Source organism: Kosakonia sacchari SP1 (genome assembly GCF_000300455.3).
Classification (GTDB): domain Bacteria; phylum Pseudomonadota; class Gammaproteobacteria; order Enterobacterales; family Enterobacteriaceae; genus Kosakonia; species Kosakonia sacchari.
Genome location: NZ_CP007215.2, coordinates 2,995,978 through 3,014,825, shown reverse-complemented (window position 1 = coordinate 3,014,825; position 18,848 = coordinate 2,995,978). Strand labels below are relative to the sequence as shown.

22 protein-coding genes, 1 tRNA gene and 1 pseudogene are annotated in these 18,848 nt (G+C 51.6%); 6 read left to right on the top strand and 18 right to left on the bottom strand.

The genetic code is table 11. The annotated features are described in order from the left end of the window. Positions 1 to 47: 47 nt before the first annotated feature. Positions 48 to 527 carry an RrF2 family transcriptional regulator gene (locus C813_RS37265; RefSeq protein ID WP_017456300.1) on the bottom strand — a complete coding sequence of 160 codons (480 nt, stop codon included), beginning with the start codon at positions 525 to 527 and terminating at the stop codon, positions 48 to 50. A 60-nt stretch (positions 528 to 587) separates the two neighbouring features. Here C813_RS37265 and C813_RS47325 point away from each other — a divergent pair, with 60 nt between their 5' ends. Next, positions 588 to 758, top strand: coding sequence for a hypothetical protein (locus C813_RS47325; RefSeq protein ID WP_156773076.1), 171 nt, complete (start codon positions 588 to 590; stop codon positions 756 to 758). A gap of 474 nt (positions 759 to 1,232) precedes the next feature. Here C813_RS47325 and C813_RS37260 read toward each other — a convergent pair whose 3' ends face one another. Beyond that, positions 1,233 to 1,955, bottom strand: a complete 723-nt coding sequence (locus tag C813_RS37260) for an SDR family oxidoreductase (protein ID WP_017456301.1) — start codon at positions 1,953 to 1,955, stop codon at positions 1,233 to 1,235. A 98-nt stretch (positions 1,956 to 2,053) separates the two neighbouring features. Here C813_RS37260 and C813_RS37255 point away from each other — a divergent pair, with 98 nt between their 5' ends. Beyond that, positions 2,054 to 2,953: a LysR family transcriptional regulator gene (locus C813_RS37255; RefSeq protein WP_017456302.1), complete on the top strand. Its 900-nt coding sequence runs from the start codon at positions 2,054 to 2,056 to the stop codon at positions 2,951 to 2,953. Positions 2,954 to 3,210: 257 nt separating this feature from the next. Here C813_RS37255 and C813_RS37250 read toward each other — a convergent pair. The 3 genes from C813_RS37250 to C813_RS37240 all read right to left on the bottom strand — a co-directional run bounded on the left by C813_RS37250 (position 3,211) and on the right by C813_RS37240 (position 5,903). Further along, positions 3,211 to 3,298 (bottom strand) — tRNA-Ser (locus C813_RS37250). Positions 3,299 to 3,824: 526 nt separating this feature from the next. Then, positions 3,825 to 4,763, bottom strand: coding sequence for an omptin family outer membrane protease (locus C813_RS37245; protein ID WP_017456303.1), 939 nt, complete (start codon positions 4,761 to 4,763; stop codon positions 3,825 to 3,827). A gap of 390 nt (positions 4,764 to 5,153) precedes the next feature. Further along, a complete protein-coding gene (locus C813_RS37240; RefSeq protein WP_046199730.1) occupies positions 5,154 to 5,903 on the bottom strand; it encodes a BPL-N domain-containing protein in 750 nt (249 codons plus the stop codon). 359 nt (positions 5,904 to 6,262) lie between these two features. Here C813_RS37240 and C813_RS47320 point away from each other — a divergent pair, with 359 nt between their 5' ends. Next, complete coding sequence (locus C813_RS47320; protein ID WP_158512904.1) at positions 6,263 to 6,412, top strand: hypothetical protein; 150 nt, start codon at positions 6,263 to 6,265, stop codon at positions 6,410 to 6,412. A 10-nt stretch (positions 6,413 to 6,422) separates the two neighbouring features. Here the strand turns inward: C813_RS47320 and C813_RS37235 are convergent, their stop codons facing one another. The 6 genes from C813_RS37235 to C813_RS37215 form a co-directional block, all read right to left on the bottom strand. Next, positions 6,423 to 6,956: a glyoxalase superfamily protein gene (locus C813_RS37235; RefSeq protein ID WP_017456306.1), complete on the bottom strand. Its 534-nt coding sequence runs from the start codon at positions 6,954 to 6,956 to the stop codon at positions 6,423 to 6,425. Positions 6,957 to 7,230: 274 nt separating this feature from the next. Then, positions 7,231 to 7,458: a hypothetical protein gene (locus tag C813_RS46450; RefSeq protein WP_071957276.1), complete on the bottom strand. Its 228-nt coding sequence runs from the start codon at positions 7,456 to 7,458 to the stop codon at positions 7,231 to 7,233. Positions 7,459 to 7,795: 337 nt separating this feature from the next. After that, positions 7,796 to 8,359 (bottom strand): GNAT family N-acetyltransferase, encoded by a 564-nt coding sequence (locus C813_RS37230; protein ID WP_040016486.1) that lies wholly within the window; start codon positions 8,357 to 8,359, stop codon positions 7,796 to 7,798. Positions 8,360 to 8,392: 33 nt separating this feature from the next. Then, positions 8,393 to 8,776, bottom strand: coding sequence for a Rid family hydrolase (locus tag C813_RS37225; RefSeq protein WP_017456308.1), 384 nt, complete (start codon positions 8,774 to 8,776; stop codon positions 8,393 to 8,395). A 117-nt stretch (positions 8,777 to 8,893) separates the two neighbouring features. Next, complete coding sequence (locus tag C813_RS37220) at positions 8,894 to 9,325, bottom strand: SRPBCC family protein (RefSeq protein ID WP_017456309.1); 432 nt, start codon at positions 9,323 to 9,325, stop codon at positions 8,894 to 8,896. A gap of 407 nt (positions 9,326 to 9,732) precedes the next feature. Next, entirely contained in the window at positions 9,733 to 10,233 is a 501-nt protein-coding gene (locus tag C813_RS37215; protein WP_017456310.1) for a DUF6622 family protein, read from the bottom strand. Positions 10,234 to 10,689: 456 nt separating this feature from the next. On the opposite strand from C813_RS37215, the pseudogene C813_RS37210 reads away from it, so the two are divergent. After that, a pseudogene (locus C813_RS37210) lies at positions 10,690 to 11,172 on the top strand (LysR substrate-binding domain-containing protein); the annotation flags it as partial. A gap of 50 nt (positions 11,173 to 11,222) precedes the next feature. Here C813_RS37210 and C813_RS37205 read toward each other — a convergent pair. Continuing rightward, complete coding sequence (locus C813_RS37205) at positions 11,223 to 11,954, bottom strand: SDR family NAD(P)-dependent oxidoreductase (RefSeq protein WP_017456312.1); 732 nt, start codon at positions 11,952 to 11,954, stop codon at positions 11,223 to 11,225. A 99-nt stretch (positions 11,955 to 12,053) separates the two neighbouring features. On the opposite strand from C813_RS37205, the gene C813_RS37200 reads away from it, so the two are divergent. Then, positions 12,054 to 12,455: a winged helix-turn-helix transcriptional regulator gene (locus C813_RS37200; protein WP_017456313.1), complete on the top strand. Its 402-nt coding sequence runs from the start codon at positions 12,054 to 12,056 to the stop codon at positions 12,453 to 12,455. Between the two features lie 105 nt (positions 12,456 to 12,560). Here the strand turns inward: C813_RS37200 and C813_RS37195 are convergent, their stop codons facing one another. Together C813_RS37195 and C813_RS37190 are read right to left on the bottom strand one after the other, a co-directional pair. Further along, entirely contained in the window at positions 12,561 to 13,277 is a 717-nt protein-coding gene (locus C813_RS37195) for an SDR family oxidoreductase (RefSeq protein WP_025263659.1), read from the bottom strand. A 10-nt stretch (positions 13,278 to 13,287) separates the two neighbouring features. Continuing rightward, a complete protein-coding gene (locus tag C813_RS37190) occupies positions 13,288 to 14,034 on the bottom strand; it encodes an SDR family NAD(P)-dependent oxidoreductase (RefSeq protein ID WP_017456315.1) in 747 nt (248 codons plus the stop codon). 335 nt (positions 14,035 to 14,369) lie between these two features. Between C813_RS37190 and C813_RS37185 the strand changes: the two genes are divergently transcribed. After that, positions 14,370 to 15,296: an AraC family transcriptional regulator gene (locus tag C813_RS37185; RefSeq protein WP_025263658.1), complete on the top strand. Its 927-nt coding sequence runs from the start codon at positions 14,370 to 14,372 to the stop codon at positions 15,294 to 15,296. Positions 15,297 to 15,408: 112 nt separating this feature from the next. Here the strand turns inward: C813_RS37185 and C813_RS37180 are convergent, their stop codons facing one another. Genes C813_RS37180 through C813_RS37165 form a run of 4 tightly spaced genes read right to left on the bottom strand, consistent with a single transcriptional unit; the run spans position 15,409 to position 18,804 of the window. Continuing rightward, positions 15,409 to 16,680: an alanine racemase gene (locus C813_RS37180; RefSeq protein WP_017456317.1), complete on the bottom strand. Its 1,272-nt coding sequence runs from the start codon at positions 16,678 to 16,680 to the stop codon at positions 15,409 to 15,411. An 11-nt stretch (positions 16,681 to 16,691) separates the two neighbouring features. Beyond that, entirely contained in the window at positions 16,692 to 17,429 is a 738-nt protein-coding gene (locus tag C813_RS37175) for an amino acid ABC transporter ATP-binding protein (RefSeq protein WP_017456318.1), read from the bottom strand. After that, positions 17,426 to 18,070, bottom strand: a complete 645-nt coding sequence (locus C813_RS37170; RefSeq protein ID WP_017456319.1) for an amino acid ABC transporter permease — start codon at positions 18,068 to 18,070, stop codon at positions 17,426 to 17,428. Before C813_RS37170 ends, C813_RS37175 begins: the two co-directional genes overlap by 4 nt. After that, a complete protein-coding gene (locus C813_RS37165) occupies positions 18,067 to 18,804 on the bottom strand; it encodes an amino acid ABC transporter permease (protein ID WP_017456320.1) in 738 nt (245 codons plus the stop codon). Before C813_RS37165 ends, C813_RS37170 begins: the two co-directional genes overlap by 4 nt. Between the last annotated feature and the right edge of the window lie 44 nt (positions 18,805 to 18,848).

Genomic DNA, 18,848 nt, shown 5'->3' with positions numbered 1-18,848 from the left:
AACCGCCTTCATTGTGAAGGCGGTTTTTTTTCGTAATAAGCAAATAATTAAGACGTTTTTTTATACTGAGCGATAAGTTCCGGCACCGGATCCCAGCCGTTGGTATCGGCTTTTTTCACCTCTTCCAGCGCGCTTGCCACAGTATGGCGCGCTAATACCTGTAACGACGCCTGCTCCGCTTCTTCGGCGATAGACTTGAAGTACCAGCAGGCGTTGGCGCTGACCACGCAGCGGGCCGGTACGTCAGGACGCGACGCCCACAGTTTTTTATCTTCGATAACGGAAAGGTAGATATCGCGCAGGGTGATCTCTTCCGCCGGGCGGCCAAGGTGAATAGACCCGTTGCGGCCAAGCGTTGAGACGATAATGCCGTCACGCGTGAGCGGCACCATTAATTTGCGGATAAAGCTCGGATTCGCTTCCAGGCCGTAGGCCAGAATCGCACTCGTCGAACGTTCACCCACTTGCTCCGCCATCGCTACGCTGAGAACCATCTGCAAAGCTGTCGGGAAGCGGTAATCTAACATTTTATAGTCCTGGGTTGCGGTGAATCTTGTTCTTTTTGGCACCGCAGAGGTGAATAAGCAATGAGCAACAATATAACAAATGCGGTAATTTTTTTGAAGCAATCAACACTTAACGAGCCCCGTAAAAAAGAGTTTCCGCTGCCGTCACATGGAGGAAAAGTATTCATCCGCGCACGGGTTCTTGCACTCAAATTCATCGTTCAGATCCGCGGCACGCTACCTGCCGTGTAATTCAAGCCTGGCGCATCATGGCGACGCTCAAAAATACGACGGATAAATGCTGGCCTATTATCCAGACACTTCAATGGCTTTACTGTGCTCATTCTCCCGGTAGACGATCATGCCTGAATGTTTAGAACGTCTTTTCTGGCACAAAGGGGCAGTTCTGGGGAAACGATGTTCTGCATCGGCGGGAAGTGGGTAGTCTGATCTTCAAAAGAAAGCCATTGCGATACAAATAGTCTTCTGCACGATTAACGGGAAGGGGCTGCCAGTACAGATGCGCAGGTCACCTGTAGAGCATATTTTCCAGAAGATGTTGCGGGATGTTCTGCTGACTCCGGGCAGTAAATCGCTTTGCTATCAGGGCCAGCCACCCAGTAGGGGAGATAAGCGCTTCCCCTACCTTCAATGGCGGCATGACCCCGACCCCGACTCTGCTCAGAAATGAGAACGGACATTAACACCAGTCATAAGACAGGAATATCAGTTAGCTGATGCGGTTGGTCTGATGGTTATTTCTGTTGTATCAACGCTCTCAGGAGCCTCAATGACCTGCCGCACGGCACGGGCGATATCCGCAGGTTTAAGTGCCACAGCGCGGTACACATCCATCGCCGCCCTGGTTTCCGGATGCGTAATGGTTGAGGCAAGTTCACTTTCCACAACACCCGGATTGACACAGGTCACGCGAATATTTGGGCTTTCCTGGCGTAAACCATCTGAAATCGCGCGTACCGCGAATTTCGAGGCACAATAGACGGCGGCGGTTGGCACGACGGAAAGGGCACCGATAGAGCCAATATTGATTATCTGACCAGAGCCCTGCGCTTGCATCACGGGAAGCACAGCGCCAATGCCCCAGAGCACGCCTTTGATATTCACGTCGATAATTTGCTCCCATTCATCCTGTTTGCCGGCGGCAAGCGGAGAGAGCGGCATGATGCCCGCATTGTTGATGAGAACATCGACGCGGCCCCATTTATCCAGCGCGGCCTGCACGAAGCTGGTCATCGACTGGCGGCGGGTGACATCTAACTCACGGGCCTCAGCAATACCGCCCGCGCTGCGTATTTCTGCGGCAATGGCGTCAATACGCTCCAGTCTGCGAGCCCCTAATAACACCTTCGCACCTGCGTTTCCAAGCTCTCTGGCCATACCTTCTCCAATCCCGCTTGATGCGCCGGTAATTAATATCACTTTTTCCATAGCATGCTCCTTCAGTTGAGTTCGAAACGATCATAGAACGCAACGATTGGTTCCAGTATCCTGCTTTTACTGGACTCACTGGTTAGCACTGTTAAACAATGAAAATAGATCTCAACCTTTTACCGGTTTTTATCGCGGTGGCAGAAGAGCGTAATTTCAGCGCTGCCGCCGCTCGACTGGGCGTCACCCGATCGGCGATCAGTCAGGGAATAAGACGACTTGAAGATGCGTTTGGCACAATGCTGGTAATGCGTACGACGCGCTCAGTAACGCTGACGGAGACGGGAGAACGGCTGCGACAATCCCTGTCATTGCCGCTATCCAGTATTGAAACGGCGTTTGAAGAGGTTGCGTCGGAGAAGGTGCCGCGCGGATGTTTGCGGATTGCCGTGACCTCGATAGCCGAAGCATTTCTTTCCGGTCCGCTGATCGCCTCGTTTGCGGCGGCCAACCCTGCTGTGACGGTTGATATTGTCGTGACGGATGAAGAGTTTGATATTGTGGCTGCGGGTTATGACGCGGGCGTAAGGCTGGGAGAGGTGATCGAAAAGGATATGATTGCTGTCCCGCTGACCGAAAAACAACGTGAAATGGCGGTTGCCTCGCCTGCGTATCTCGTGACGAACAACGCCCCCACACATCCGCGTGAATTGATCCATCACCGGTGTATCGGCTGGCGTCCTGCCAAAGATGTCGCTCCTTATCGCTGGGAATTTGAGGAGGCGGGTGAACCTTTCAGCCTGGCGATTGAGCCGCAGATCACCACTAATGATCTGCGCCTGATGTTGCGGCTGGCGCTTGCGGGTGGCGGCATTACGTTTGCCACGGAGGATACGTTCAGACCGTTTGTTAAAAACGGGCAGCTTGTCTCATTGCTGGATGATTATCTGCCTTATTTCCCGGGCTTCTATCTCTACTTTCCTCATCGCCGCAATATGGCACCTAAGCTACGTGCCCTGGTCGACCATGTCAGGCAATGGCGACAGCAGGAGATTTAACGCCGATATTTGTTTTGCCTTGCGCGCTGATAGTGACCTGTTGTCATGAGCGATGTCTGTTTATGACGCTCAGAATAGGGCTGTGAGGGGGGATTGATTCGCTGCGCTCACCCTACGGGCAGATTCCTCGCGGGCTCGTCATCTGTCCAACTGGCTGGGCCAGTTGTCGAACCCCGGTCGGGGCTTCTCATCCCCCCTGCGGGAGTGCGCTATGCGAAAAAAAGCCCGCATTTACATGCGAGCTCTTCTTTGAATGATGGCGGTGAGGGGGGGATTCGAACCCCCGATACGTTGCCGTATACACACTTTCCAGGCGTGCTCCTTCAGCCACTCGGACACCTCACCACATTGTATCGCTGCCAGCCAGTACAGGGGGCAACGGGCGCTACTATAGGGAGTTGTACTGAAACGGTCAAGCAAGATTTTAAGCTTTCATGACTGTTCGCTTAAGGTGTGAGCAATGCGAAGATTTGCTGCGAAATCTGTATGCTTACCGGTCTATAAAGCAAAGCGAACAGGTACTGCGGTTGTCTTGCATTACACGTGAGTAAGCTTTGTTAATTCGCACGCAATTCTCAAAATTGTAAGACGCAATTTTTTCAGATGGACCGGCTCGATTTCACCACGCACCCGGCGAAATTTTGTCGCTCGACGCCGGACAAACCGTGTTTATTCCTGCTTCCACATTGGACTGGACGCTGAACATTACAGGGACATTATGTCGTGTTTATGCCTGATGTAAGGTGTACGAATCAATGGGGCTGCTATCTACTTGAAATCCTCGTTCAGCATTTTTCTGAGAAATAGCTCTAGAAAAAAAAAGCCCCGTCAGGGGCTTCGTGTCTGTAAAGACTATATACGCAGCGCTGATTTAGAAGCGATATTGCAGACCAGCGGTAATGGTATAGTTTTTGTTGGAAATGCCTGCAGCATCTCCGCCAATAGATGCTGATTGTCCACTGGTGGTATCAATAATCTGCGTACCGCCTTTGCCTTCTTCATAGCTGCTATAGGTGAATTCGGCAAAGACTTTGGCTTGCGGCGTAACGTAATAGCCGGCATCAATTGACGCACCGTAATAGCGTGAGTTGCTCGTTTTTTCACGGAAGGTCAGATCACGCATGTAGTGTTCATCGTTGTCATGAGCTTTGACCCAATCACTAAATTTGAACAGGGCGTTAAATTCAAAGTCATTAATACGATATTGGCCCGCGAGGCCAATGTACGGCATTGAGAAACGCTGGCTATAACCAATGCCACGCTCGCCTGCCGGGAAGTTTCCGGTATACGCGCCGTTATCGTAGTTGTAAGAACCGCCGGTCGCCGTCCAGCTAAAACGTGTTTCCTGATAACCAGCAACCACGCCAGCTTTATAGTTTTCGTCCTGGAAAACCCAGCCTTTTACATTGAGATCGTATTCATTGGCATAATTCACATCCGTACTCGGATGTGAGGAGTGATCTGTCCAGTCTCTCTGGCTGGCGTTCTGCCAGTCGTAATCATCCATATGACCGGAGCCAGATGCCAGAGATGTCCAGCCACGTGCGTTCAGTGTCAGAAAAGAGTACGCGTTCCAGGAAATGTCACCCTTCAGAATAGCGACATTTTTAAGTTTCCAGTCCAGCTGGCTGATCTTACGCCCTGTCACTTCGTCATAGACCATTTCATGGGATTTTCCGGCCAACATCCCGCCAGAAGCTGAAACAGTAACGCTCTCCGGGGATAAATCCGGTGTATATTGCATAGGATCCGCATAAGCTGCTGCTGAAAGAGCGGCCATCATCATCACTGCAACACTACTTTTTTTCATTTTTATTTCCCTAAACCAAATTTAATCAATAAGTTGCGTCTGAATTTTAAAGGTCATACAAATAGGAAGCAACTGCCAGTTTTGGTAATTTTTATAATTATTTTCAACGGACGACGGCCACATTGTATTCATTCTGAACCGGCGAACTATTGATGAGGGTTATGAAAAAGCGGTGCCGTTGAGTGGAAATAGTGGATATTACTAATCCTTACCGGAGTAGTCATTGTGAGTGTCAGGCACCATCCAGACTGAAGTATTTAAGGCTTGGCTTTTTCTGCGTCAGACTGTGAACGACATTGCGTAGCTTGTTACCAGCAACCGCGCTTTGCTCAACGCTGACCAGAGTGCCAATACCGCCTCTTCCTGCGGCGGGGGCTGGGATGCACGTTTTCACGGCGCTGGCGTTTTGTCTTTCTTCGGATCCAGATATTTAAGCAGGCGCGTCATTTTACTTTCTGCAGGGATATACCCGGGTTTGCTTGCATCAATCCAGCTTTCATCAGCTTCTGGATGAGGCCCGGTAAGCACAACCTTGCCTTTCCCATAGGTGTAGGCCGCCATTGCAACGTCACCATTCAGGTAATAAGCGATGGGGGTATAGCCGGGGCTTTTAGTACGGTTACTCAGATAGGGGCCATCCTGATAGTAAAACGATTCCTCTTTGCCTCCCCATTTTACGAAAAGCGTGTAATCACCTTCGTCATTAGCCTCTGCACCCGGCCGGCCAGCTTCTGAATCAAGGGGAGCATTAATAAGCCCTATCCAGTCCTTGTCCGCAAGATAAGCGCCCATACATAACCCAAGATAACCCTTACCAGAACGCACAAATTCCCGGATAGCGTTAGCGCCTTCATCACCTATCGCATTGTAAGCCGCAGGAATATCCTGTCCGCCTCCGGGCTGAATATACAAATCAAACTTCTTCAGGTTCTGGCGGTTTAATTTGAGCTTTTCGTTCTCGCCGATGTAGCTGATGGCGAGTTTCAGGCCGGTATTAACGAGCGATTTTACAACCATTTCTGAGCAGCCCTCGCAACCCGCTTCCCCCCGATAAACCGCGATATCCACAGGTTTGCTGTCTGCAGAGTGAGCCGGAGGTGTATATCCTGTCGTGAAGAGAGCCAGCACAGCGGTAAGCATAAAAATGTTCAGGTAGCGTCTGTAAGGGCGAACTCCAGATTTCATTAAATATTCCTGAATTTTTAGATGACAATGGGGAAGGGCAAAACGGCAAATTAGCGCGTACTCTCTGATTGACACGCAATCAGAATGCCTTAAAAGCGCGTTGCCAGGCCTGAACCATCATTAATCCTGTCGTGTCATTTTCACCACAACCCCAGACGTCAGCCTTTCGCTCACCGCTTTCCTGCTTCAGGGCTGGAGTAAAAACGGACACCGTTTAGCTTCCATGAGATACATCCACTTTATCCGTTAAATTCTCAACGTTTCTATAACCGCGCGCAGAACGGGCGGCACATTGAGGTGCAGATAATAGAGATATGAATCTTCCAGACGCGGGTATTTGCCAGAAACCCGGTGTTCGCGTATCGCGCATGGCGAAAAAGGTTGTGCTGTCGACGGGCAGGTTTGTGCCATCCACGAATGGCGTAATAAAGGGGAAAGCGCTGGTGGCGATCCCCTCTATTTAAGAAGGGCAAACTAGCTTTGTTGACAGAAGCGCAGCCGGTTGCCAAACGGGTCGTGGACTTCCATGACGTCTCCCCAGTCTTGCTTCACGATTTCCGGGCGACCGTACCCATATTGTTTGCCGTGGAGTTCATCTCTGAGCAACGCAATATTATTCAGAGGGATAAATATCGTTGCGCCCGGGCTGGCGTCACCGTGATGTTCAGAAAGATGTAACTGCAACCCTTCTCTGGCAATGCCCATATACAGCGGTAAGCCAGGCCCGAACCGGTGTTCAAACTCAACGCTGAATGAGAGAAATTCAAGATAGAACTCCTCTGCTTTGCGGACATCGAAAATTCGCAGGATGGGGATGGGTTTGCTGAATTGGATTTGAGACTGTGGGATCTGCGGGGGCAACGTTGCTGCCGCTGTGTTCCAGTCTTTGAAGCCTAACTGGTGTGCAACCGTTTCGAGTGCGGTGGAATAAGAAAGCTTATGTTCACGCAACTCAAGAGAGGCTTTTAACTTTGCAGCCATTTGTTTGGCTTGCTCGATGGAAAACATATTTTCTCCTGTTGTCAGGAAATGGTGGTGCTCGCATTACCACGTCCCGACCATCAAGAGTTTTAAAATTAATGAGGTTGAGGACAAACATGCTTTCACCTTTTCCTTTCAGGAAGCGAGCGGCGGGCAGCACGAGCCCTGAGTGAGAATACCCAGGCTCGTGAAACGCCACAAGTTTCCAGGTTCGAAAGAGGAGAGTGGCTACCAATTCAGGTAGTTAGGGTGAATGGATGACTGTATTCGAGACGTTCTGCTCATAATCCTTCAATACAATTCACAATGCTCTATTTTTATAGGCTAACCATTCTACCCAGATATTTTCTGCATCGAGATCGGGATAGCCCCGGCTTGCAAGCATGTCATGGGCAATGTCCGTTGGTAAGTTAATAGCGGTAGCATTATCCCGTATCGACTCAACCTCATGCCGGCTCAATTCGCGGCCGGTTTCTTTTTCCTGTGCTTCAAGCAATGCCACAAGAGAAGGGATGAATACAATTGTCAAGGGTGATCATACTCCGTGATTTGCTGAATTAATTATCCTTACATGTATTGTCTCTCAGAGCACTTTCTTTATAACAATTGTGTGAATGTTATTGCAGCATGAGTGAGAGGTGCTAACGTCCGCTTCGTGCTGTGAGTTCAACGGATATTGCAAGTATATCGATAGATTGATGAGCAGGGATAAAACCGTTTTTCATTTGAACGGGGTTTACAGGCGATAGTGTGATAGGGGAAATAATATTGTGAATAACGATATTTCAATAAATTATAACTTTTAAATATTTTTCTTTCTGACGGTCTATTATCTTTGGTATTTTCCATCGTTTATCGTTGTAAACTCACGCTTTCGTTGTCCATTCATTATTAAAAACCCTATAATGAAATTCATTGCTTGTTGATCCTTTGAAGAAAACCGCATCTTTCAACTCGTTAATTTTTTTAAGTTTCAAAGATTCAACTAAACCAATTGAAGCTATATTACGAGAGTCAATCAATGCGTCGATATGAGATAACTTATAATTATTGAATAAAAAATCTATTACCATCCGCACACACTGTTTTGCTATCCCTTTTTTTTGATACATCCCAAACACATGATAAGCAATATATGCCCAGTTTTTTTCAACCATAATGGTCGACTGGACATATCCAAGGTATGCACCAGACTGACGATGTATAATCACCCAGTTTAGCCAAATTTGACTCTTATCTGGCGAATAACACTGAGATATTCTCTCATAACGCGCTGTTAACTCATCCAGGTTTGCCGGTGGGTTGGTCGGTATAAACTTATAATCGTCAATAGAACATAATCCTGCATACATTTCGTTAGCATGAGATTTATCTAAGGGCTCCAGGATATATAAATCCGACATCAAAGGCTCAATTAATTTAGCATTCACAGTGAGGCCCTCCTAAAATATGATATGCGGAAATTACCTTTTAGCCACAATTCGCATTTCCACAAGTGCGTTTTCTGGAATGAATTCTGCTACACCAATAGCAGACCATGCCGGGTACGGCGCCTTTATATACTCATCTTTTACTTTAGAAAAAACGTCTATATGTTTTTTAAGATCAATATGGAAAGTGGTCATCTCAAGTATATGTTCATAGCCCAAACCGGCGGCGTTTAAATAAACACCCAGCTTATAAAACGCATCGTGGAATTGTTCTTCAGGATGCTTACTTATCGGTTTGTCCTTGCGTGCCGCGGTAACGCCTGAGAGATACACTGTGCCATCAGCGTCGATGATCGGGGAGAAGTGCCAGTCGTCGAAATAATGCTGAAATTCTTCAGGAACTATCGATTTTTTCATGATTTTTCTCAAATTGATGACTTAATAAATGCCAGCATGCACCAAACCGTTATGCTCTGTGGCAATTCCGTCAGGATTATCATCCACCCGCCGACGAAACAGGAATTCAGATGTCATTTACATTGAATCTGTTTCGGCAAGGTATCTGGCCAACCCCGCCATCACTTCCGGGAAATCTGCGCTGATCCCCTCGCCGAAAGCTTTAGCCTGGGGGCCATGGGTCCTGATCGCATAAATCACGATACTTTCATCGGATCCGGATGCCTCAATACGATGTTCAACGTTGACTCGTGTTTCATCCACCCAGGTCTCGTCAATAAAATATTTTTCTTTAGAAACATCAGTAAGCTGACTACGGACAACTTCTCCTTCAGGTAACGTCATTGTGAACCATGTTCCCGTATGAAATGGCCCCTCGATAGTGATTGACTTTACGCCTGGGTTCCATCGCTTCCAGTTATCGGTATCGACAAAGGCCTGCCATATTGCTTTTGGCGTGCTTCCCACAGTGAGCGTATAGCGCTTGCTCCAGGCGTTGTCTTCATTCATAAAATTGCTCATCAGATAGAGTAAGTGGACATCGTGAATGTGTACTTATAATGGCGTAACGGCAAAAATGCCAAACCTCATTTTTCGTTCAGGAGAGTCAATCTCGTTCAGGCAGGCATCTCAACACCTAATTATTCGCCAACAGACCAGTGAAAGGGCTTTGAGATTTGATGCCCGGTGGCGCTTTAAACGCTAATTTGAATGGTTAAAAAATGTCCGCCTCACGCGCAAAGCCGCCTGTCAGATAGCTTGTATTATCGGTTTTGACGCTCACTGAGAAAAAAGCACACTGTCCCGTTACCGGGATGCTGGCCGGGACCAGCCTGGCCAGTACATCAGCAGGGCAAGGAACAGCATCGTTGATTCTGCGAGTCGGGTGGATTTCAATAACGAGTGGCGTGCATAAATCATCTTTTACTGTACCAGGGGAGGTAAAGCCTCAGGGTTCCCCCCCAGAATATTCCGTCAATAAGCCCCGTCAGCCCGCCAAACAACATGCAAAAGCTGGTGGTTGACCTTAATCCAGGCTGCAGATAAAGGGCCGATGTCAGGGCAAACTTCATACTAAAAGCAATCACAATCAATCCCAGAGTCAGCGGTGTCCCGGCTCTGATGATCATGCCTGGATTATCTGTATTTCTCAGCGGTGGCTGTGAGCGCCATAATCGGTATCCGAGTGCGGTGCCTGCAAACAGCCCTGCGGTCATCATTGTAAGGCTTACTCCAACCCGCTCCGTCTCGGTGATAACGCCATACGCTCCCCAGGCAAGAAAAAGTACCGGGAGTAAAAACAATCGTCCGATTGCCATCTTCCGGTCATAAAGCGCAGCAAAACCGCGACGTAGTAAAAAGGCCAGCAATATCCATACCCATACGGGTGTTTCTCTTAAAAAATGTGCCATATCCATAATTTGTCCCGGTTACGAAAGTGGATCTTTTTTTTCAGCACCGGTGAACCGTCACACCTTAATTTTTCAGCGACACTCATCGCTGTTAACGTCCACTGCAATGCCGGTGATGAGACTGACATATCAGGCTGGCACTGCACACGACATCGCCATGACGGCAAGGTGACACATCAGTGACACAGGCCGGACTCGCGACATGACAAGCCTGGTCAGCGGTATTAAAGACCAGCCGGTTCAGTTCTGCCAGCATGCGGTAAGCAGGGCCGTTACGTTGTGTACGCAGTGAACCAGCTTTCTGGTAAACCGGCAAATTCCGCTTATTTCACTTTAAAAAAGCGCCGTCATGCTTTGACGGCGCAGGTGATCCCAAGACCTGCGACAAAGGCGATTGCGTAATAAATCATGCTCATGCGTTTCATACCTGCCAGTGCGACTGCGCCAGCGGCAGGAAGGTTTCTGCAAAAAAAGGGGGACTGTGTGATTAGAACGGGGGAGCTGAATAACTCCACGCTGGTAGCTCGTCCGCTTAGCCGGTTTCGCTGGGTAACCTGTGCCTCTCCGGCGTATCTCAGGGAATACGGGATTCCGCAGTCGCCCGATGAATTGTTGCAGCATCGTGCGATCCATTACTTTTCCGGCTCAGCCAGGCGTACGGGTGAATTGCGTTTTGCGCGTGGCGCTGAGACGCTGTCCGTTCCTGTTAATGGCGATGCGCCTGTTAACGAAACGGGGCGCTATATAAAAATGTGTCTCGAAGGTTTCGGACTGGCGCAGCTTGCCGGGCGCATTGTCTCAGAGCATCTGCAGGAAGGAAGGCTCATTGAGGTGCTTGCAGACTGGCAACCGCCACCAGTACCGGTCACTTTACTGTATCCGCATCAACGCTTTCTTTCTCCCGCCGTGCGCACATTTGCAGACTGGATAGCCGACATTATCTGATCTTGCCGCTACTCTGAGCGGCCATCCCTGGATGGCCGTCGTATGCATGCTTAAACCTGCGTCATGCCGCCATCAACGCAAATCTCTGCGCCGGCAATGTAGCAACTCTCGTCACTGGCGAGGAAAAATGCGGCGTTTGCAACTTCTTCAGGTTGGCCCATTCTGCCGAGCGGTATTGCGCTGGTTAAGCTTTTACGCACTTCATCAGACGTTGCCGCCATCATTTCAGTGTCGACAGGGCCGGGCGCGACAACGTTAACACGGATACCGCGAGTCGCAAGTTCACGTGTCCAGGTGCGGGCAAAAGAGCGCAGCGCGGCTTTACTGGCCGAGTAGACACCATAGCCATGTGTGCCGAGAACATCAGCAATAGAACCGATGAGAACGACACTGCTGCCGGGTTTCATCAACGGCAATGCTGCCTGCAGGGCAAAGACGGGGGAGCGAACATTCAGGCCAAACGTCTGGTCAAAATGCTGCTCACTTACCTCTTCAAGCGGGGCGTATTCCGATATTCCCGCATTGATTATCAGGATATCGATGTGACCTGATTTTTCTGAAACCGTCTGCATGATACGGCTCAGTTCGTTCTTCTGACTGACATCAGCCTGCAGTGGAATCGCGGTTCCTGATATTTTGCTTTTGGCTGTCTCAAGTTCTTCTTCCCGTCGGGAAGTGAACCAGGTGACGGCCCCCTCAGCGGCTAAACGCTGGCTGATCGCCAGCCCAATTCCTTTCGCACCACCCAGTACCACAGCGACTTTTTTCTCTATTCTGCCCATCTGATTTCTCCGATTGAGGTCGAAACCAGATGATATAAATTCTATACTTAATATCAATTACGCACTTTCGCTATACCAACTATAAGTGACTATATCGCCATGCAAGAAAACCACGATAACTGCCTGATAGACCAGAGAAATACCCGACTGGTGTTAGAACACATCACCAATAAATGGTCGATATTAATTCTGACCGTACTGTGTACGGAACCTTGCCGGTTCAATGAACTTCGCCGACGTCTGGACGGAATTACCCACAAGGCGCTGGCCGATGCGCTGAAACGGCTGGAGCGAAACGGTTTAATTAATCGCCAGGTTCTGTCCACTTATCCGGTGAGTGTGGAATACACCATTACGCCGCTGGCGCAGTCACTGCAGCAGCCTTTTATTGCGCTGGCGAATTGGGCGCAGGAGTTTGGTCCGGCCATTGCACTGGCGCAGGCTGAATACGATCGAACGCATGCGGATGAAAATAAATGCGAAAGTCAGGTTGAGGCCTGAGCAATGCGCCTGATCCTCTGAATAACGGCGAACAGGCTAACCCCGGGTGTTTATTCCCGGGGCCGGGGTTAATCCGATAAAAGATACCGGCTGCTTTGTCCTTTATTACCAGGGCCAACTGTTGTTCTCGTAATCGAGGAAAAGATGGCTTCTGGCGTTTCGGTGTTGCTCAATCACACTGATCATGCCCTCGACGCTGGTTTTTACATCAATCTCCGCGTTCACTGTACCATCCAGCGTGCCCATCGCCGTTGCCACCCAGCCAGGATGAATGGAGAGTACCGTCTGTGCTCCCTGGCTGATATCCATATAAATACAACGCGCCAGCATATTCAGTGCCGCTTTACTGGCCCGGTAAAGCTCAATACCGATCCCCGGTTCGGTATTGCCGGCAATGCTGCCCCGGTGCGATGACATGAAAACCAGGCTTCCCTCAGGTTTAAGTACCGGCAGGAGATGCCGGGCCAGGCGGGCAGGGCCAAACGCATTGGTCAGCATAATTTGCTGGAATTCCGCGTCAGACGCCTGCAACACGGATTGATGCAAGGGACCGTAAATACCGGCCACCATAAAAATTACGTCAAACTGCTGTTCGCGGAGCCTGCCGATAAGTGGCCCGATATGGGCGCTGTTGGTGACATCCATCTCACCGGTCATCAGCTTGCCAGGGTAACGCTCTGCCAGCGTGAGCAGGGCGGAGATATCCGCATCCGGTAAATGGGTGGCGAAAACGTCCCAGCCCCGCTCCAGATAGGCTGCTGTCAGCCCGTGCCCCAGCCCTTTCTCGGCTCCGATAATTAAAATGCTCTGCTTTTTCATCATGGGCTCCTTGTTACTGTGCGGTATAACCGCCGTCAGCGATTAATACCGTTCCCGTCACGAAGCTGGCTTTGGGCGAGGCAAGCCAGATAATGGCTTGCGCAATTTCTTCCGGCTGAGCCACCCGCCCAAGTGGATGCGCGTGGCCGTAGCTGGCAAGCGTCGCCCGACTGTCTTCGACTATGCCGGTCAGAATATTTGTTTCGACGACGCCGGGGGCGACGGCATTAACCCGGATGTCATACTCAGCCGCTTCCAGCGCCAGTACTTTCGTCAGTTGCGCGATGGCGCCTTTCGAGGCCGAATAAGCGGACGTGGCTTTCATGCCTACCATGCTCACCACGGACGCCACATTAACGATCGCGCCTTGCCGGCGGGGCTGCATCACCTTCAGGCTTTCCCGGCTCAGGAGAAAATACCCTCTGGCATTAATGGCCATAATGCTGTCCCACTCTTCAACGGATGTGTCGGTGGCGAGCTTATTCAGGGTTTTGCCCGCATTGTTGATGAGAATGTCCACGCCGCCGAATTCCGCCTGTGCAAGAGTGACAGCGCTGATCGCTTCCTGTTCCTTGCTGACATCGCATATCTGTGTCACCACCTGATTGCGCTGTGCCAGGGCATGAACCGCCGGGTCGATATCCAGCGCCAGCACCTTCACGTCATGGCTAACGAGATGTTTTACAGTGGATCTGCCAATATCCCCTGCGGCGCCCGTAACGATTGCCACTTTGTTCTGTAATCCAAAAAAATCTGCCATTTTTCTTCCTCAAATTTTGCATTGCGTCGCCTGAACGGCATCGTCTTCATCAGCCGATATGAGTGTTGAGAGGGAAAAGCGGTGCGACATAGGCAGGCGCGGCAGATGATCGCGAGATGTCTCGAAACGACGTTTCCGGTCAGTTCCTGCCAGACGCTTGATTCAGAATGAACTTGCATCACTTCTCCTCTTTGTTTTGCTGCAAAAAGAGTATGAGAAGCAGAGCAATGCAACAATGAAGGTTTCTGTACAAAGATTATCTTTTTCTGTCAGAATTTGGTTCGATAACCTGATAAAGGCGAAAAAGTTTATCCTTTTGTATATTCGGGGGCGCAGTGTCCGAACTTACCTCAAGCCTTACACGAAAAATGATCCCGGCTTTGCTGGCGCTTGCGCCTGATGAGGGCTACTCGCGCACCCGCATGACGGCGATAAAGCTGTTGCGGGTCAATGCGTCGATGCCCCACACGCCCGTCCTTTACGAACCGTGCATTGTTATTGTTCTGCAGGGAAAGAAAACCGCTTTGATGGGCGGGCGGGAATTCACCTACGATCCCGGACATTATCTGGTGGTCTCCGCGCCGCTTCCTTTCAGCAGCCAGACGACTGCCAGCCAGCAAGAACCGCTGCTGGCGATGTCGGTATCGCTCGATGTCGCCACGATTGCCGAATTACTGGTTGAAATGGGCGAAGGCGAGGTAAGTGGAAATGCGCAGGCGGGAATGATGTTTTCCAGCCCGCTGGGGGAAGAACTGGCCGATACGGTGTATCGCCTTCTACTGGCGCTTTCTGATGAGGAGCAGGCCAGAATTCTGGGGCCGGGGATTCTGAAAGAACTTTATTATCGCGTCCTGATTGATACGCAGGGAGCCTCCATCAGAGCGGCGCTCTCGGGAAAAGGGCATTTCAGGCAAATCGCTGGCGCTATTCGCACCATGCATACCCGGTTTATGGAGCCTGTTGACGTGGAGATGCTGGCGAAAGAAGCGGGCATGAGTTCTCCCTCTTTTCATCGTCATTTCAGAGCCTTTACCGGCACCACACCGAAACAGTATCTGATTTCCATCAGGCTGCACCAAGCGCGGTTTTTAATGGTGAAGCGCAATGTCACGGCCAGTGAAGCCGCTTTCAGGGTTGGCTACCTCAGTCCGACACAATTTAGCCGGGAATTTCGCCGGTTCTTTGGTTGCCCACCGCAAAAGGAAGCTCAGCGCTTACGCCATTTATTAAAAGTGAAAGCCGAATCGTACTGGCCTGAATAACCGCTTCCCGGCCGGAATGTCGTGCCAGTTAAAGAACGGATAAGCGCGGTTCATGCGAACATGAATGGTAAAACCGTGCGAAACATCGCGCCGTTACGATTCGATGTTGCATTCAGAATGCGGTTTCCAGTGAGTCTGTGACGCAGTAATCATCATCTACCAGTGGCAAATACCGCCACTTATCGAATGCGGTACAAGGGTGCGAAATACCACAACCCACCCAGTCGCCGGGCTTTAACCCATCCTCTTGCGGCAGTAACAAATAGGCGTGCTGATCGTTCACCTCGCTGATGCGCATGCCCGACGCTGCACGAGGGGCACTGCCGTCAACGTTGCGCACCCACAGCGGATTGGGCAGATCCTGATCGAACGGCACATCACGGCGTCCGAAATCAACAAACGCCAGGCCAGGCTCGGGGCGCGACAACACCCGTCCCCAGATCTCCAGCGCAGCGGTGAAATGATGCGTTGCACCGGGCTGCGCAAAAGGCGCAATTCGCGCGTACAGGCCGCTGTCGTGCGCCATGTAAGCTCCGGAGCGAATCAGCGGCGTCATGGGCAGGGGCAGGTTCGCGGACGTGAAACACGCTGAGACCACGTCAAACCACGCGCCGCCGCCGGCACTGAGGATAATCTGCTCGCTGGCAAACAACTGCTTTTCAGCCAGCAGCGCCGCCGTGGCGATCAGCATCTGGCAGTAATCTTTGACGCGCTGCACGCCTGCGGCATCACGTCCTGCACCGAGTGCGCCTTCATAACCCGCAACACCCACCAATTGCAGGGCCGGGCTGGTGGCAATCGCGGCGGCAATCTCCAGGGCTTCAGCGGATGAACGGCAGCCGGTTCGTCCGCCGCTGACCGACATTTCCAGCAGTACCGCAATACGGCTGTCGCCGAGATGTTGCTCCAGCAGACGAACACCTTGCAGCGAATCGACGTAGCACAGGAAATTATGGTCGGGATGCTGCTGTTGCCATTCGCCTATCCAGCGAATGCCGGCAGGATCGACCAGTTCATTGGCGAGGAAGACGTTACGAATGCCGAACTGGCGCAACGCGCGAACCTGCGCAGGGGTGGCGGCGCTCAAACCCCAGGCACCGCCTTCCGTGACGGCGCGGCGCAGGATCGCCGCAGACATTGAGGTTTTGCCGTGTGCCGCCAGCATGACGCCTTGCTCACGACAAAACGCAGCCAGCTGACGCAGGTTATTCTCCAGCGCGGATTGCTTCATCAACATCAGTGGGGAAAACACCTCAGGGCTGTTAAAGACCGGGGTGCCGTTAGCCAGCGGCTGATTACCGGAGCCGGCGACCGATTTAAAACGCGGCGCAGGGTGCAGCGCATCCAGCGCGCCGTCCGCCTGCAGGGGAAAGTGAATCGACATCATGCCTCCTGTTAGTGCTCAAGCACTCGCGATAAGAACTGCTGGGTGCGAGGATTGTGCGGATTGACGAAGATCTGCTCCGGCGAACCCTGCTCGGCGATCACGCCCTGATCCATAAACACCACGCGATCAGCTGTTTTACGCGCAAAACCCATCTCGTGGGTGACGACCACCATGGTCATACCTTCACGCGCGAGACTTCGCATCACCTCCATCACTTCGCCAACCAGCTCGGGATCGAGCGCTGACGTCGCTTCGTCGAAAAACATAATTTTCGGCTCCACTGCCAACGCGCGAGCAATCGCCACACGCTGTTGCTGGCCGCCGGATAGCTGAGCCGGATAATGATGCGCGCGCTCGGCCAGCCCGACTCGGGTCAGGGCTGCCATACCGCGTTTATTGGCTTCGGCTTCGGACAGTTTCTGCGCTTTAATTAACGCCAGCGTCACGTTACCGAGCGCGGTTTTATGGGGAAACAGATTGAACTGCTGAAACACCATGCCAACGTGGCCGCAGATCTCGCTGCTGCGTTTGCGGTCGTGCAGCGGTACTTCATTTACCCAGATTTCCCCGCCATCGGCGGTTTCCAGCCCGCTCATGATGCGTAATACGGTACTTTTGCCGGAACCGGATGCGCCAATCAGCACCAGCACTTCGCCGGGCGACACATCAAGGCTTATCTCTTTCAGTACCTGGGTTGAGCCAAAGGATTTAGTAATCCGGCTTAGCGTAATGGCGGATTTGCTCATGATAACTGGCTCCTGGTTTGATGATGTTGAACCCAACGGGAAAGCGGAAAGCAGACAACGAAGTAGAGCAGGGCGACCAGGCCGTAAATCACCACCGGCTGACCGATGCGATCGACAATGGCCTGACCCTGGTGCATCAATTCCGACATGCCGATCATGCTGACAATCGACGTATCTTTAATCAGCGAAAGATACTGACCCACCAGCGGCGGCAGCACGATGCCGCGCGTCTGCGGCAGGATCACGCTAAGAAACGTCTGGCGTTTTGAAAGACCAAGGATCCATGAGACTTCCCACTGGCCTTTGGGGACAGCTTCAATTCCGGCGCGGAATACTTCGGCAATGTAAGCGCCCTGATAAATGCTTAGTCCGAGGATACCGGCGGCGAACAGATTGATTTCATAGCCGAAGTACGCCACGCCGAAGTAGATAAACATCAGCGTGATCAGTACCGGCGTGCCGCGAAACAGCTCGGTATAGAACACGGCGATCTGTTTAGCGACCGGCAAACGGCTGGTGCGTAACACCGCTGCCAGTAAACCGAGCAGCGTGCTGCCGACGATAGCGGCGACGGAGAGCAGTAACGTGATGACCAGGCCTTTCAGCAGGATTGGCAGCGAGTTGATGATAAGTTCGCTCATAGCGCATTCTCCCGTTTCGCTGGGTTAATCAGCCATTTTTTTGCCCACTGCCAGCCGGGCTTTTTTACCGGTGTCACCAGCGGCGGATGGAACATCCGGCGTCCTGCCAGGTTACCAAGCCAGGAGAACAGGTTGCTCAGCACCAGATAGACCAGCGCGACAATACTGAAGGTCTGGATGTAGAGCAGGGTACGCGCATTGATCACCGTTGCGGTGCCGGTCAGTTCCGGCAGCGCGATGGCGGAGAGCAGCGACGTGCCGAGCAGTAGCTGAATCAGGTTATTGATAATGGCAGGCCACACCGCGCGTGCGGCCTGCGGCAGCACGACGCTCAGGAAGATTTGCCGGCGCGGGATCCCGAGGATATACGCCGCTTCCAGCTGGCCTTTTGCGACCGACTGGATACCGGCGCGGAAGGTTTCCGACAGATAAGCCCCCACGTTAATCCCCAGCGCCAGCACGCCTGCACTAAAGGCGCTCATAGTGATACCCAACGACGGCAGGCCAAAAAAGATAATAAAGATTTGCAACAGCACCGGGGTATTGCGGATGAACTCGACGTAGCAGTGGCTGAGCCAGCGTACCGGCGCCAGTGGCGAGGATTTTGCCAGCGCGGCAAGTAATCCAAGTGCCACTGCCAGTACAAACGCCAGCAGCGTGACCTGGAGCGTGAGCCAGGCGGCCTCCAGAAAAGTGTCGGCGTAGCGCCACAGGGTTAGCCATTGATAACTCATGGTGTGACTCCTTCAGGCGGTGCAGCATCGGCTGCTGCACCGCG